We start from the raw sequence: 14,734 nt of genomic DNA, 5'->3' as shown, positions 1-14,734 counted from the left end.
TCGGAGCTGTTTCGTTTGAGTCACGCGGCTATGGCTGGTTCATCCAACATGGCGTCGTAGCGTTCCTCGGCTTCGGCCGGCGGCATGTTGCCGATGGGCTCCAGCAGCCGGCGATTGTTGAACCAGTCGACCCATTCGAGCGTGGCGAACTCGACGGCCTCGAATGAGCGCCAGGGTCCGCGTCGATGTATCACTTCGGCCTTGTAAAGACCGTTGATCGTTTCGGCGAGAGCATTGTCGTAAGAGTCGCCGACACTGCCCACCGAAGGCTCGACGCCGGCCTCCGCCAGGCGCTCGGTGTATCTGATAGAGACGTATTGGCTGCCTCTATCGCTGTGATGGATGAGCCCGCCTCCCTGCACGGGCCGCCGATCCTGGAGAGCCTTGTTCCAGAGCGTCCAGAACGAAGCTGGCATGCGCCGTCCGGCTCACCCGCCAGCCAACGGTCCTTCGCGCAAAGGTGTCGATGACAAAGGCGACATAGACGAAGCCCGTCCAGGTCGCGACGTAGGTGAAGTCGGAGACCTGCGGGCAAATCTTGTCGACCCAGTCCCCTGCACTCCGGCCTCGGGCTGGGAGAAGGGCCAGGTCGAGAACCTGGTGGGGTTGGTGCGCGAGCGCTTCTTCACGCCGCGTCGGCGGGTCAAGAGCTATGACGAGTTGAACGTTGTGCTGCTCGATAAAGCCATGGCTTATGCCCGGGCGCATCGGCATCCCGAACTCCGAGACCGGACGATCTGGGAGGTGTTCGAGACCGAGCGGCCGAACCTGGTGCCATATGTCGGCCGCTTCGATGGCTTCCACGGCGTGACGGCATCGGTGTCCAAGACCTGCCTGGTGCGCTTCGACAACAGCCGATACTCGGTTATGGCAAGTGCAGTCGGCCGACCGGTCGAGATCAGGGCCTATGCCGATCACATCAAGCTGCGCCAGGACGGCAGGATGGTCGGCGAGCATCCCCGCTCTTTCGGTCGCGACCAGACGACCTTCGATCCGTTCGCACTACGTGCCGGTGCTGGCCCGCAAGCCCGGGGCTTTGCGTAATGGCGCTCCCTTCAAGGACTGGGTGCTGCCTGCCGGCATCGACAAGATCAGGCGTCGTCTCGCCGCTCTCGATGATGGCAATCGGCAGATGGTCTCGATCCTCACGGCGGTGCTGCAGGATGGGTTGCAGGCGGTCGAAGCCGCCTGCGCCGAAGCCCTGCGGGAAGGAGTCTGCTCGGCCGACGTCATCCTCAACATCCTGGCCCGGCAGCGTGAACCCACCGCGCCAGTGACCATCATGACGACGCCACAAGCCCTACGGTTGCGCAGTGAACCAGTGGCCGATTGTGCCCGCTACGACAGCCTGAGGAGGGCAATATGATGGAACGGTCCAAGATCCTGACCACAAGCTCTACGGCATGAAGAATGCCTACGACGAGATCATAGCCACCGCCATCAAGCGCCAGCACGATCCCCAACGCGTCGTGGCCGACCTGCTCACCTCCGAGATCGCCGAGAAGCAGGCTCGCTCGATCAAGTACCAAGGTGGCCAATTGCTATTCCACCTGGTCAGCCGCCTCTACGAGCAGACCTCGGTCATCGTCACTACCAACCTGACCTTTCGGGAATGGCCGTTGGTCTTCGGTGACGCCAAGATGACCATCGCGCTCCTCGACCGGCTCGCTCACCACTGCGATATCGTCGAGACCGGCAACGAGAGCTGGCGCTTCAAGAACCGCGCCTGAACCCCAACCCGCTGAACCGCCCAGGTGCGCAACCCCGAGCAGCCTCGACGGATCAGATCAGCTCACCGACCTTAGGGGGTCAATATTGTGATCCGGAAAATTCAAAGGTAAAGAGCGAGTATCGTCGACTTTGAAGCCATCGGTGGGGATACTCAAAACGTCGCACCGTGCCATTCGGTATCGAGCTGTCACGCCTTACTAGGGATCCTCACATGGACAAAGCGACGACCATCATTGGAATAGACTGCAGCCCACGCGCGTCCAGTAACTCAGCGCGGATGCTCGGCGAGGTTCTTCGCTCGCTCGAGAGAGATCGGCGGGTGAAGGTCGTGGAACAGGTGCGTCTGGCCGATGAGCGTATCGACTGTCTCGGGTGCGAGCAGTGTTATCAAACGTTCGGATACCACGGCGACGGGATCGATCGTGTTCTGTCACTCATGAAAGAATCGGACGTGATTCTGATGGCTACTCCCACCTGCTTCGGAATGCCGCCGGCCCTGGGCGTCGTCTTGCTTGACAGATCGGATCCCCTGTGGCGCGACGGACAACAGCTCAAAGGAAAACTCGGAGCGGTCATCGTCAACGGCGCCACCGATCCCGCGGACGATCCGAGTGTGCGCCTATGCGCGGACAACATGATCAAGTTTTTCGAACAGCACGAGATGCCCTGCGTTCAGCCGGTCCATCTGGGGGGAACGCTCGCGTATCCCGAGCAACGGTTTCCGGACCCGCTCCCCGCCGGGACGATGGGCGTTCTCGAGCAATTGGCTGACGAGATCCGGCAGTGGGTCGGGAGCAGGTGATACCGGCACATCTCTTGCCTCCTCGCGTGGTGAGACACGACCGCCCAGGTGCGCAACCCCGAGCAGCCTCGACGGATCGGATCAGCTCACCGACCTTAGGGGTCAATATTGCACGCCGATAAGGGGTCAATCTTCAACGCCGTTTGACAGGGATCTCCGTATCAGGAGCCTTCAGGCGATCCGACCCGCCGGTCGCGGGCCGAACTAGGAGTCCTGCGTCGGGAGCCGCGTGTCGGGCGTACTTGCGCCTAGAGCACGGACCCTGGTTGCGCAGATGACCGCAACAGCAATGAAAAAGCCGATACCCGGATCGGCGCTCCCACCGGCAAGAGAGCCGGCAACAATGGAAGCCAGAGCACAAGCTCGTACGCTTGACACCACTGCGTTGGTTTCTGGATCGATATACTGTTTGAGGCTTCCCATGCCCCGAAAAACCACCGCCAAGAGCACTGCCATCATCAGGCCGCCGACCAAGCCAAGCTGTGACGCAACTGCAATCGGCCAGCTAGATGCACGCGAACTGCCCAAGCCTACACCGAGACCGCTCGTCTCGAAGAACGCCTCCATACTTTTAGCATTCCAGTAGGCTCGCTCCTGGCCAGAGGAGGAATTTCCCTTATTTATAACCATAGAATCAAGTAGTTGGACGTATGGAGTGAAGAAACCCTCATCATAAAGGCCGATCGCCAAGGCCATGCAAACACCAAGCGAAACGACGGTGAGGATCAAGATTTCGGTCTTGTCGAAGCGGCCGGAAAGGAATGAGCGCAAGATAGAGATCGCAACAGGAATGCTCAGTATGGCTAGTCCCACATAGGCCACCGAAGACGTGGAAAGGGCCAAAAGGACAAGCACCAGAACTGCCAGCCCCCCCGCCAGCCGCGACTTAGTTTTGCGCCAGTAAACATAACAGAATGCTAAGCAGGCGAGTGATCCGCCGCCGAAGGCCGATGCCTCGGAGGCGGCACCCGTAATGCGCCAAAAACCACCCGTCTTAACTTCTGAGAGCATCGCGTAGTTGGCTGTGCGGATCGGCCGAAGGACATCTCCTGCTCCTGCTAGCTTGCCGATTAGGTCGATCAATCCCATCCCGCAGTGGAGACCGCATGAGAGAAGGAATGCGCGCCGAATTTGGTCCATTCTATCCTTGTGCAGAAGCAGAACGCACAGGGCGATAGCAGTGAGGCCCCCCAAAACGAAATATCCGGTTTGTGAGATATTGCCCGACACGGGTGCAAGCGGAGCCTCCACGACTCCGCGTCGCATTGTCGATTGTACAAAGACAATAGTATCTCCCGCGAAGAAGCGCGGGAACAACCAGGCGCCGACCATGGCATAGAGCATCAGCCCGCAGAGGGCCCAGATCGGTCGGATTTCGCCGAATACATCGCCGAGGTGCCGCCAAATTCGTCGCCTGAAGGCGACGGCAGTCACCAGAAGCGCAGCGAAGAACGTGAAGATGAGTGGCGACGATCCCCCAAGCGAACTTAGCGTAACAACGGCAGTTGCACCGAATGTCAGCGACACAATGAGCCCGATGATTAATGGAGCCCGGAAATAGCATCCTAGAAGCAATATTCCAGTGCAAACTAAGAGACCGATGAACGAGACCTGCATGACGCTAGGTCCAACCCAGCGGCGGCGTGAACCGATCGCTTTGACTTGCGTTTGGATAGTACGAACATTGCAGCGACGCGGGACATCGTTCAGGATAAGAAATCCAGATAGTCTGTACGCAAAATTCGAGCGCTGGGGCGGCAATATCGTTGCAGGCTTCGAACCCTTTTGCCGAAGCTATCTCGCCAGCAGCGGCGCGCAATGGCTTCATCTGCACAATGCCCCTAGAACTTGACCCGCTTAAAAACGCCCTCAGGCATCGCGGCGATTACCCCCATGACAAGACGCCAGCTTCTTCTCACGTAGATGATGTCGCGGTGCCGCGATTCCGCAGCCTCGTAGATGGCTTCGGCTACTTCATCAGGTTCTGCCGTTAAAAATGGTGACAGTTTCATCCCGTCTGTCATTCGGGTCCGGACGAAACCCGGCATGACCGTCACCACCCTCACGCCTGAGTGCCACAATCGACCTCGAAGCCCCGACAGGAAAGCAGTCAATCCGGCTTTGGCGGAGCCGTAGACATAGTTGGAGGCGCGGCCGCGGTTTCCGGCGACCGAACTGACACCAACGATGGTGCCGGTGCCCCGCTTCTCGAATCGGTCCGCCAGCATGCCAAGGAGAATTGCGGGTCCCTCAAAATTCGTACGGAGTGACAGTGAGGCGTATGCCGTGTCGGCAACCGCTCTCGACTGGGTTGGAAGCATTCCCACCACGCAGACGACTGTATTGGGCAATGTGCCGAGTGAATTGATGAACGGCCCGAACGACTCCGTATCCAAGATGTCGAGGCGGCAAAGTTCGGCCTTGGCCTGCGAGGCGGTGAGAAGGTGGTTGACCTCCCGCAGGCCTTCTTCGTCGTTTCGGGCCGTAAGGATCACTTTCCAGCCATGCTCGGCATAGACGAGGGCCGTTGCCCTCCCTATGTCCGAAGTGCCGCCTATGATCAAGGCGGTTCCCGGTTGTGTCGTCATACTGCGATCCTTTTCGACAACATCGATGCGAGCCGTCCTTCGGCCCCAATCGCGCGGCGCTGCTGACGAAATACAGAAAGGTTCGGATAGCCCGCCTCGAACGTTTCGGGCCGCTGGCGGGCGTCCTTAGCCAGATAGAGCCGCCCTCCCCCTTCGACGACCAAGCGGTCCAATCTATCCAGAAGTGAGAAGATGCTGTCGGATACGGGAAAATCGAGAGCCAGCGTGACTCCCGGCATAGGAAATGAAAGCTGGCCGCCACCCTTGCCCAACGTCTTGAGGACGGCAAGGAACGACGGGTCCCTCGTTGTGGCAATTTCTCCCATGATTTCAGGCAAGACGCGTGACGCTGTCTGATGGGGGAGAACGAATTGGTATTGCAGGAACCCGCGGCGGCCGTAGAGCCGGTTCCATTGGTCAAGGCCGTCCAGGGGGAAGAAATAGGATTGCCACGTCACCAGTTCATCCTTGGTGCGGGCGCGGGCGTAACGGAGCGCATTAAAGGCTCGGATGGAGTGCCTGTTGAGAAGAAAGCCCGGGGCATCCAATGGCACGGCAATCCCGCGACCACGGGTATTCGGGTAGATCGGTGCACCCGGGTTTCTTTCCTGGAGAGCGTCAAGGCTGACATGTTCGCCGAGGTAAACCAGCGAGCGGCCAAGCGCGTTTCCCCTGGAAAGGCAATCGACCCAAGCTACGGCATAGCTGGCGCCTTCATTAGCTGTCAGTAGCTGCACGGCCGATAATATATTCTCGGCTCGTACAGTGTTCTGCCTCATCCATCCTGTTTCGACCTTGATCAACCGGATCGTAGCCTCGACAATCGTTCCAGTCAGGCCCATCCCCCCAATCGTAGCTTTGAAGAGGTCAGAATTATCATCCCGGGAGCATCGGACCGTCTGTCCCGAGGGAAACATCAGTTTCAGCGCTTCTACATGATCGCCGAAGCCCCCGACCCAATGATGGTTTTTGCCGTGAACGTCCGCAGCAATCATGCCGCCGATCGTGACAAAGCGCGTGCCCGGTACCACGGCAGGGAAGAACCCTCGAGGCAGGAACCTGTCGATTAGGTCAGCTAGTAACACACCAGCTTCGACTGTCAGTAAGCCCGAGGTTTCGTCGAAACCCTTCATTCGGTCGAAGCGACGCATATCGAGCGTCACTCCTGCACCGATACCGGCGTCGCCATATGAGCGTCCGTTGCCTCGCGCCACGTAGGTCGGTATGTGCCGCTGCAGCATCGCCAGTTCGCGAGGAGATCCCGGGCTGACGACGTTGCTGCTGTGCCTCGGATACCGTCCCCACCCGCTTAGCTCCACTGTGGCCTCCCGGAACGGAAGGTATATCTGCTGTCGAGGGCGAACTTGGTTGCATAGCCGATGGCAAGTCCGAGAATCGCGCCCGAATATTTGGCAAGAGACGTCCCCCAAATGTGCCAGAATCCTATTTCGAAGGCCCAGGAGATAATCGTCGTTAGTACGCTGAACACCCCGTAGAGCGTTACCTTGCGGGCTTCCTGGTACCTGCCTTCAAACGGATCAAAGAAGATGTAGTTTTTGTCGAGAACATATTTGACGACAAATCCCCCGACGGTGCCGACCGTGATTGAAACGAAGAGAGTGAAAAACGGTGCGGCGCGAACTGTTGCCTCCTGCAACAGGAGGTTGGCTGCCGTCGCGATGACTGCGAAAGCCGCATAGCGGGTCGCGTATGTTGTGAATTGAAGGGAACGCATATCGTTACACCATTTCGCGTTGCCTAGACCGCCGCCACGACAGCTAGCCCGGCAATGAGGAATGACAGCAGGCTGTTGCGGTCGGTCATCGCAAACACAATCGGATCCTCGGTCATGCTGCGCCTGTGAGCAATCATCACCAGACGGCTGGTCCAGTAGATGAGCACGGGGCAGACGAACCAGAGCATTTGCGGCCGTTGGTAGAGCACGTTCACGTCCGGCGAGGATATGTACAGCGCGAACACGGTGACGGAATTGTAGCCCGCGGCCGCTGCAAACGCGGCAACCACGCCGAGATCCTCGAACTTGTAGTTCCGGTTCGAAGGCTCGGACAGTTGGAGATCTAGGCGTGTGGCAAGTTCGGCATATCTCTTGACCAGGGCCAGCGCCAAGAAAATGAAGATGGCGAAGGTCAGAAGCCACGGAGAGACGTGCACTCCGATCGCGATAGCCCCGGCAATGATGCGCACCGTGTAGAGCATCGCGAGCGTAACGACGTCGATGAGCATCTTGCGCTTGAGGTAGAACGAATAGGCCGTGGTAAGGACGAAGTACCCAAAGAGGACGGCAAAGAAGGCAGGAGACACAACAGTAGCGAGGATGAATGACGCGATTAAAAGCAGCGGCGCGGCGAGCAACGCGTGGATCAGTTGGATTCTGCCCTCCGCCAGCGGTCGATGCCGCTTGGTCGGGTGCGCCCTGTCGGCCTGAAGGTCAACGAGGTCGTTGATAATGTAGACACTCGAAGCGCAAAGGCAAAAGCTGAGGAATGCGATTGCGAGCTCGATCAGGTTCTCGGCAGTGAACTGGTGGGAAGCCAGCAACGGAACCAGCAGCAGAAGGTTCTTCGTGTATTGGTGCACCCTCAAAAGGCGCGCCCATGTCCGCCAGCTTGGTTTCTGGTGGGGCAGGTATTCCTTTTCGACAGGCATTGCCGCAAGCCTTCTGGAAACCCGTCCAGATGTGCGGATTGCAATTGCCGTTCCGCATTTTGACCAGACAGCCAGGTCGTCGGCATCGTTGCCAATGTAGTCGAACCTTCCCTCGCCGAACACTGCGACCAGCTTGGCTGCTTTCGTCTTGCCCGAGCAGTTCGTGGTCGCATCCGACCCGATGTACCCATCAAAAACGCCCAAGTGATCTGCAACAGCTCTGACGATGCGTTCGGAAGCGGCGGATGCAAGGTAGACTTGCCGCCCGTCCTTCTGCGCCGCCTCAATCTCTTTGAGCACAGCTTCGTCGTATGGAAGCGCAGACGCGTCGAACTCTACCGAGGAAGCAGCGCACTGTTTTAACGCAGCCTTGCCAAGCCTCAGTGCTTTTAACATGTCGACCGCAGATTGAGGTCGGCGTGCAAACTCCGACAGGGCGGTTTCTATCAACAGGTCTGAACGAACCAGTGTCCCGTCCATATCAACAACGAGCGGGCGACGGCAAGCCGGCTGCGGCGCCGCAACTTCGACATGTATCCATTCTTGCGCCATTTGCGCTTCGCCCACTCTGCAGTTTGCAGAGCTGAGCAGATCACGCGCGCATGACGAAGCGTAGTGCGCAAAACGGAGTAAACGATACCACCATCGTGTGAGTTTTGCGCTCATTGACGAAGCGTAGCGCGCAAAACGAAGTAAACGATACCACCATCGTGTGAGTTTCGACGAATTATGATGCGTTGCAGCGGGGGCGGCTGGGCCGCACAAAGCTTTGGCACATATGGAAATTCGTCTCGAACTGGCCACAGCGATGTTCAAAAACTTGGTAGCGCACCGCGGGAGCTCCAGACGTTTAGACCGCGTTCAAAATTGCATCCATAACGGCGATAAATCTCTATGTTTGCCAATATTACAAATGCGTCCTGAATAACGATGGCGGGATCAGGGGCAATGGTGAGTGTTCTCAAAGTCGAGCCAGGTAATAACATTCAGAACAATTCCATCGATGGTAACAGTGTCGCTTCAGAGCCCAAGGACGGAATTGACAGGAAGTTCACCCTATTTTGCGTCTTTGCCGCCATTGCAATGGGGGCAATGTTGCGTTGGCTCGTCAACTCAGACGAGGCGTTTTGGTATGACGAGGTGTGGACCGCGACGATTGCACTGCAGGACTGGCGCGGGGCACGTGAGATTCTGGGGATCGATGTAAACGCACCCCTCTACTACCTGACTGTCTGGGGGTGGGGGCAACTCTTCGGCGTGTCTAACGTTGCAATTCGTGCGCCTGGCATGATTGCCACCGCCGCTGCGCCATTAATGGCATGGATGCTGCTGCGCGGACGGATGCCACTGCATCAAAGGGCCTTGTTCACGATCATCATCGCGCTGTGGATTCCCAGCTTGTATTACGCCGAAGAGGCGAGAAGCTACGCCTTCACGGTGCTCGGTTCCGTGTTGCAAACCGTTTTCTTCTTTCGTGCGCTACGGGGCAAAGACGAGACCGGGGACATCACCGGGTGGGCGCTGTCGGGGCTGTTTCTCGGACTGAACCATTACACGACCTTGGTCATGTCAGCAGTCCAGGGGGTGTCGCTTCTTCTTCTTTTTTGGCGAACGCGGCCCCTCGCGATTGCCTTTGCAGGTTTTGCCTACACGCCAGTTGCCGCGGTCTTCCTGAGCCACTACGAAGCCATTTTGCACATAACCACTTCTCAGAACTTCTGGCTCAAGCCGTTGTCGCTCTTCGATCTCGGACGTGCGTTGAAGTTCCTGGCAGGCGAAATCTATGTCGCCCTCCTCCTGGTCTGCATTATTGGTGCGGCGCTTCTCATCGATGCCAAAAACGCGGCTGATGAAGGCACGCTGCGCCGCTATCGCGTGACCAACGTCGCGTTGTTGTGGATAGCGCGCCTGCGCAACTCCATCCGATCATCCCCGCTATTCCTGACCGCCTTGGTAAGCTTCCTTGGGTTATGCCTTTTTCTCGGCATTGCAGTACTTCGACCTACTTTCATGCCTCGCTTCCTGTTCCCCTTTGCACCTGGCCTTTTCCTCGGCTTGATATGGTTCATCGACGCAATGCCGAGCACTCGCTTATGCGCACGCTACGCGACAGTTGCCGTGTTCTTTGCAGGTGCCTTGATCTGGGGGGTCCAAAGCTCTACAGAAATTAACAAACACCTGACATGGGAGCACGAAAGCGCGATCTTGAAGGACGCTGGAGTCTCGGAAGTCCTTTTCATCCTCGATCAGGGCTTCCCAACTCCCTACCCCGAATTTTTGCATCCCAAAGTGTTCGGCTTTTATTTTTCCCGCGCCGGAGCCGACGTAAGGGTCCGGGAGTTCGTTCCCGATTATCAGGGATACTCCGATCCGAGGCCGCATCTCATCAGCTTTCTCAGTGAGAAGCCTGGACGTGGTCTCATCTGGAGCATTTTTCCGGGGCCCTCTCCCGACCCCATACCGTCTGACCTCGAAGGCAAGATCAGGCGAATTCGCGAGCGCGGATTCTCGGCAGTATATGATCATACCGTCATGGAGGATATTGAGGGCGTTGATTGCCACGCGACACAAACCGGACCCTGGTCAAAGTATACCTGCTACTCCGCTCACGATCCGACGGCACAGGGTGAACTACGCGATGATTAAGGTTTGACCTTCGGCGTGCCATACCAACGCAGCAGGCGGCTTGCGCGTGCCCGAACGGCGCCTGTTAATCCTTTGCAGTTTCGAAGCAAGCGGACATTCTCCTGAGTGCAGCTCCGAAGCATGGGGCAGGTCGACCGAAATATGACATTGCTTTTTTGCGTCAGCTTCGATCTGTCGAAGCCGACGCGCATGCCGCAGGCGGAGCCACGGGCCGCATTCTACGGTGAAGCGCGACCGCTCCTTGCTGTCGCCGGATCCCGGCATTTTCTTTTTGTTGCGATGTCTACCCGCAGTTCGCGGCAGGCTGTTCAAAAAGTGCCTCCAGCCGTTTTGTGGACGGCACTCTCTTAGCCCCGACGATCGCGAGAAATCGCAAGATTGCGCAGAATGCAAAGCGACGGAAATTCGCCATTGGAGAGGGCGACAATATCGAGATCGCCGTCGACATCGAGGTCAACGGCTCGCGCGGCCACAAAACTGCCGGAGCTAATATACTGCAGGCCTCGACGACCGTTGCCATGGTCGGCGAGGATATAAAGGCCGCCCAACCCAGTAGTACCCGCCGCGATCACATCCGGCGCATTGTCGCTGTTGAGGTCAGCAGCCGACAGAGGCGCAAGATCGGGTGACACTAGCCGCGGCCCATTCGATTCATCGTTTGCGGAGTTTTTGATCTTGGCGTTGATTGCTCGTGGCCAGCCCTCTGCAAGATCGCCTCCAGTGTTGCGCCATGCCAATGCGCCGCAAGCCACATCGGTCACACCATCTCCATCGACGTCGTCTGTTGAGAGGGTGCATGTTTGCTGCCCTGTGTCTATTGAAGCCGCGAGTTCCCATCGGTCCAGAGGCAACCGGTCGCGGGGCAAATCGAGCGCATTGACCCAGATGTGAACTGGCGGATTCGTCACCCAATTGGAGCCGTAAACATCAAGATCACCATCAGCGTCGAGATCAGCGAGAACGCCATTGTGGACTCCACCCTGACCGATGACCTGGACCCTCCACATCTCACCACGCCCGTCGATATTGTAGACAGCGGCGATCAATCGGTCGCTGGACGTATGCATCTGACCCACCATGAGGTCTGGATCGCCATCTCCGTCCAGATCGCCGACGGCCAGGGTGTGCGCCTTCTCGACGAGAGGCAATATTTTGTTGCTTTTCCAATCTCCTCGGGGATTTCCATCCTTGGCTTTGTACCACACGATGTCTGCAACGTCCTCCGAGGATGAATACAAGACGTCGGGTTGGCCGTCTTGATCGATATCCGCAACGACCGTTTTGAAGTTTTCAGGTGCCGGCCCTATCGAATAACTCTCCCATTTGTCCACTCGTGCTTGTGCATATCCTGGATTTTTTAGCCAGGCTCCACTTACGACGATGTCCTGTATGCCGTCAGCATCTATGTCCCCTATACCCAACCCTTCCTGACCAAAGTCGCGGCTCGTCAAAGGGCGGCCCATCCATGATCCGTCAGCATTCTGGAAAAAGATGATGACGCTATCTTGCGACCGCGTTGCAATATCTAGACGTCGGTCACCATCGAAATCGGCGAGTTTGACATCCTTGCCCCAACCTCCGATCTCTCCGATCTCGCGACGGAGCCATTGTGCGCCATCGGTAGGGTCTCCGCTTGGCAGTGGATTCTGGAACCCCACTAGATTGGCACCTTCCGGCCCATCGGGAACGACTATGTCAAGATCGCCGTCACTGTCGATGTCGCCCAACGCACCGTCGGTCGTAAACTGGTTTTTGGGCCGTCCGATCAGATATGGACGCCAACCCGGTGCACGATACCAGACCAACGCTTCCTTGACTTCGCCTCCGATCACGAGGTCGAAGAGGCCGTCGCCGTCAATGTCACCAACCATCTTTACGTCGCCGGATCGATCGTCGACGACTTGCATTCGAAATTCGAGGCCATCCCACAGCGCAGCCGACGACAGCGGCACCGGCTCGCTGGCCGTGAACTTCGTGCACCCCACTATCACGGCCATTGCCAGCAAGCAGGTCCACCAAGCGGCACAGTGCCGTCTCCGCCATTCCAATGTGCTCAACAGCATCTGAAAGACCTCAATGCTCACGACATCGGCTCGAATAGGAAAACCTCGACTAGACCTTTTTGGCCACCGTTTCTCCGAGAATGATCCGGCCTCCAAGTCGCCCGAGCAAAGCACGTGAGGCTAGGCGGCCGTTAGAGGCCCAAAGGGAGTATGTGTACCACGTTTGAGGGCGCGGTCCTGGCAAAGCCGGAACCGTGGTTGAGGTGAAGGCGATCGGCTCCTTCGTGAGTTGGCTAATGAAGGGTTCCCCCTTTCGGTCAAGTACCGGAAATATTAAGATCCGCTAATGTTGTTCGGCGATGAGCAAGGACAACATCATTTCTTTGGACGGGGCCATCAGGGCCGAAATCCGCAGGAACCTGGCCGATGTCATGGGATTGCACGGCTTCGACTTCGAAGTCGACACCATACTCTCCAGTTGGGAAGGCACGATAGATGATCGTCAGGTGATGGAAGCCCTACGCATCATTAAACTCGCCGGCTTCATGTTCGACGAGGTTCCGTACAGAGCAGACTGAAGTGGCTGCGTTTGCCCGCCAAAAAAGCCAGATCGTTGGCCTGATGAGGGTTCGGCTGCGGATCAAGCGCGGACACTCGACGCGATCGCGTCGACCTCCGCGACCACCCCGCCCCCCACCGGTATTGCCAACAGAAGAGCCGCCAAGCGAGGCTCGAGGCTATTGTCCCGATTGCCGTCGCAGCAAACGCCAGAGAGGCTATGAGCGCAGTGATCATCGACCAGCGCATATAGACGACGAGGGCCAGGATTCCCGTGCAAATCAATGCCACGACGACAGAAACCTGCATTTCACACTCCGACGATCAATGGTCCAGACCCTGACTGCGCCGCCGGAACCGCCGAGCTAAAAGGTTGGGCTTCACAAAAACGAGCGACTCTGATTTCCTTGGGACAGGGTTCGTCTGCGCGGCGTCGATTGACCCTGGGAGGAGATCGCCGTGTTGCTTGCCATTGTCGGCGTTGCCGGTCTTGCCCTGGCAATAGGGTTTACGCTGCGCGCGCCGGCGCTGATCGTGGCGACCCTGGTGGTGATCGTCGGCAGCGTCGCTGCAGGCAGCTTTCTTCACCTGTCTGTTCCAAACACCATCCGCTCGACGTTCTATCTTGTTGTCGTCACCCAAATTGCCTATCTGGTCGGCCTTGCAATTGCCGTGCTGCGGCATCGCCCAAGGCGACAATAGAGTGGGCGACAATCGCTTGTGGGCGACGATCGCTTGAGGCCGTTTCTGCCGCGCCCCCTGACATAGCCCCCCTTACATAGCCAAGGTCAGGAGGTCTGATCGAACTTCATCATGGCCGGTATCGTCCGCATCAGGATCGAAAGATCGCGGCGTAGAGACCATGTCCGAACGTACTGCGTGTCCAGCAATACGCGATGCGAATACTCGGTCGTGTTTCTCCCGTTTATCTGCCAGAGGCCGGTCAGTCCTGGCCGCGTCTTCAAATATTCATGCGATGCTGCGCCATAGCGTTGCAATTCGTCGGCAACGACAGGACGCGGGCCGACGCAACTCATGTCGCCCCGCAAGATGTTGAACAACTGCGGCAGCTCATCCAGGCTCGATTTGCGAAGCATCCTTCCGAAAAACAGGATACGCGGATCGCAGCTCAGCTTCTGATTGGCCGCCCACTCCTGGGCGGCTTGTGGATTGCAACTCAGATGCTGTTCGAGCACCTCCTCGGCATTTCGCACCATGGTGCGGAACTTGTAGCAGTCGAAGGCCTTTCCATCGAAACCAATGCGCTGGTGAACGAACAGCACCGGACCGCCGGTGGTCGCCTTGATCAGAAGCGGGATCACAATCAGGATCGGACCGGCTAGGATGAGCGCTGTCGAGGCTACCATCAGATCCAGCAGCCTCTTGGCCCAACCGCCGAGCGGCTGTCGGCTTTCGCTCCGCGCATCGTCCTCAATGCTTGCCGTGCGCATATCCGGCTCAAACGGAACGGCGCCATGGTCATGGCTTGCGTTGATTTGAGGCGAAGAAAGGTCCGGCGTATTCGATCTCGCGGCCGCGTCGCTTTCGCGCCGAAGAAGCGAAGTCGCGGCAGGCCTGGCTCCGCTCAGTATAACCCAGCCTTCAATAGCCAGGTCTTCGCACTGCCGCAGGTTACTTTCGATCACGTTGGACATTTTCCGCTTGCGCTCGATTTCAACTTTTCGTTTGCATTTTGGCGACGACGGTTGATCTCCGGCAAGCAGGGAAAAGGTGGTAGA

13 protein-coding genes and 2 pseudogenes are annotated in these 14,734 nt (G+C 57.8%); 6 read left to right on the top strand and 9 right to left on the bottom strand.

What is annotated here, in order from left to right; all coding sequences use genetic code 11:
- Nucleotides 1-20: 20 nt before the first annotated feature.
- Nucleotides 21-525 (bottom strand): annotated as a pseudogene (locus tag AC0L2A_RS01285) (IS3 family transposase); the annotation flags it as partial.
- A gap of 12 nt (nt 526-537) precedes the next feature.
- On the opposite strand from AC0L2A_RS01285, the pseudogene AC0L2A_RS01280 reads away from it, so the two are divergent.
- From AC0L2A_RS01280 to AC0L2A_RS01270, 3 genes and pseudogenes are all read left to right on the top strand, one after another.
- Nucleotides 538-1,366 (top strand): annotated as a pseudogene (locus tag AC0L2A_RS01280) (Mu transposase domain-containing protein); the annotation flags it as partial.
- Between the two features lie 37 nt (nt 1,367-1,403).
- Nucleotides 1,404-1,730, top strand: a complete 327-nt coding sequence (locus tag AC0L2A_RS01275) for an ATP-binding protein (protein ID WP_473607199.1) — start codon at nt 1,404-1,406, stop codon at nt 1,728-1,730.
- A 212-nt stretch (nt 1,731-1,942) separates the two neighbouring features.
- Nucleotides 1,943-2,533, top strand: a complete 591-nt coding sequence (locus AC0L2A_RS01270) for a flavodoxin family protein (protein WP_006334414.1) — start codon at nt 1,943-1,945, stop codon at nt 2,531-2,533.
- Nucleotides 2,534-2,737: 204 nt separating this feature from the next.
- Here the strand turns inward: AC0L2A_RS01270 and AC0L2A_RS01265 are convergent, their stop codons facing one another.
- The 5 genes from AC0L2A_RS01265 to AC0L2A_RS01245 form a co-directional block, all read right to left on the bottom strand.
- A complete protein-coding gene (locus AC0L2A_RS01265; RefSeq protein WP_473607198.1) occupies nt 2,738-4,150 on the bottom strand; it encodes a hypothetical protein in 1,413 nt (470 codons plus the stop codon).
- Between the two features lie 224 nt (nt 4,151-4,374).
- Complete coding sequence (locus AC0L2A_RS01260) at nt 4,375-5,121, bottom strand: SDR family oxidoreductase (RefSeq protein ID WP_091590014.1); 747 nt, start codon at nt 5,119-5,121, stop codon at nt 4,375-4,377.
- Entirely contained in the window at nt 5,118-6,362 is a 1,245-nt protein-coding gene (locus AC0L2A_RS01255) for an FAD-binding oxidoreductase (RefSeq protein WP_236473090.1), read from the bottom strand. The genes AC0L2A_RS01260 and AC0L2A_RS01255 overlap by 4 nt, the downstream gene beginning before the upstream one ends.
- Nucleotides 6,363-6,430: 68 nt before the next feature.
- On the bottom strand, nt 6,431-6,856 hold the full coding sequence (locus AC0L2A_RS01250) for a GtrA family protein (protein WP_091590011.1): 426 nt from the start codon (nt 6,854-6,856) through the stop codon (nt 6,431-6,433).
- Nucleotides 6,857-6,879: 23 nt separating this feature from the next.
- Nucleotides 6,880-8,355: a UbiA family prenyltransferase gene (locus tag AC0L2A_RS01245; protein ID WP_473607197.1), complete on the bottom strand. Its 1,476-nt coding sequence runs from the start codon at nt 8,353-8,355 to the stop codon at nt 6,880-6,882.
- A gap of 381 nt (nt 8,356-8,736) precedes the next feature.
- On the opposite strand from AC0L2A_RS01245, the gene AC0L2A_RS01240 reads away from it, so the two are divergent.
- Nucleotides 8,737-10,434, top strand: a complete 1,698-nt coding sequence (locus tag AC0L2A_RS01240; protein ID WP_473607196.1) for a glycosyltransferase family 39 protein — start codon at nt 8,737-8,739, stop codon at nt 10,432-10,434.
- Here AC0L2A_RS01240 and AC0L2A_RS01235 read toward each other — a convergent pair.
- Together AC0L2A_RS01235 and AC0L2A_RS01230 are read right to left on the bottom strand one after the other, a co-directional pair.
- Entirely contained in the window at nt 10,420-10,746 is a 327-nt protein-coding gene (locus AC0L2A_RS01235; protein ID WP_473607195.1) for a hypothetical protein, read from the bottom strand. The two genes, AC0L2A_RS01240 and AC0L2A_RS01235, sit on opposite strands and share 15 nt — an antisense overlap.
- Before the next feature lie 35 nt (nt 10,747-10,781).
- Nucleotides 10,782-12,518, bottom strand: coding sequence for an FG-GAP repeat domain-containing protein (locus AC0L2A_RS01230; protein WP_473607194.1), 1,737 nt, complete (start codon nt 12,516-12,518; stop codon nt 10,782-10,784).
- 278 nt (nt 12,519-12,796) lie between these two features.
- Between AC0L2A_RS01230 and AC0L2A_RS01225 the strand changes: the two genes are divergently transcribed.
- Complete coding sequence (locus AC0L2A_RS01225) at nt 12,797-13,015, top strand: hypothetical protein (RefSeq protein WP_091590003.1); 219 nt, start codon at nt 12,797-12,799, stop codon at nt 13,013-13,015.
- A gap of 439 nt (nt 13,016-13,454) precedes the next feature.
- Entirely contained in the window at nt 13,455-13,697 is a 243-nt protein-coding gene (locus AC0L2A_RS01220; protein WP_287209806.1) for a hypothetical protein, read from the top strand.
- A gap of 86 nt (nt 13,698-13,783) precedes the next feature.
- On the opposite strand, the gene AC0L2A_RS01215 is transcribed toward AC0L2A_RS01220, so the two are convergent.
- A complete protein-coding gene (locus tag AC0L2A_RS01215; RefSeq protein ID WP_473607193.1) occupies nt 13,784-14,446 on the bottom strand; it encodes a sugar transferase in 663 nt (220 codons plus the stop codon).
- Nucleotides 14,447-14,734 lie beyond the last annotated feature (288 nt).

The organism is Mesorhizobium sp. WSM4844 (assembly GCF_055811775.1).
Note: the sequence above shows the minus strand (reverse complement) of the source record. Positions and strands in the feature narration are given on the sequence as shown.

Excerpts from the sequence above, each read along its gene's own strand:
- AC0L2A_RS01275 (WP_473607199.1), top strand. The coding sequence starts at position 1,404 with ATGAAGAATGCCTACGACGAGATCATAGCCACCGCCATCAAGCGCCAG.
- AC0L2A_RS01225 (WP_091590003.1), top strand. The coding sequence starts at position 12,797 with ATGAGCAAGGACAACATCATTTCTTTGGACGGGGCCATCAGGGCCGAA.
- AC0L2A_RS01215 (WP_473607193.1), bottom strand. The coding sequence starts at position 14,446 with ATGCGCACGGCAAGCATTGAGGACGATGCGCGGAGCGAAAGCCGACAG.
- AC0L2A_RS01260 (WP_091590014.1), bottom strand. The coding sequence starts at position 5,121 with ATGACGACACAACCGGGAACCGCCTTGATCATAGGCGGCACTTCGGAC.
- AC0L2A_RS01250 (WP_091590011.1), bottom strand. The coding sequence starts at position 6,856 with ATGCGTTCCCTTCAATTCACAACATACGCGACCCGCTATGCGGCTTTC.
- AC0L2A_RS01255 (WP_236473090.1), bottom strand. The coding sequence starts at position 6,362 with ATGCTGCAGCGGCACATACCGACCTACGTGGCGCGAGGCAACGGACGC.
- AC0L2A_RS01240 (WP_473607196.1), top strand. The coding sequence starts at position 8,737 with ATGGTGAGTGTTCTCAAAGTCGAGCCAGGTAATAACATTCAGAACAAT.
- AC0L2A_RS01270 (WP_006334414.1), top strand. The coding sequence starts at position 1,943 with ATGGACAAAGCGACGACCATCATTGGAATAGACTGCAGCCCACGCGCG.
- AC0L2A_RS01265 (WP_473607198.1), bottom strand. The coding sequence starts at position 4,150 with ATGCAGGTCTCGTTCATCGGTCTCTTAGTTTGCACTGGAATATTGCTT.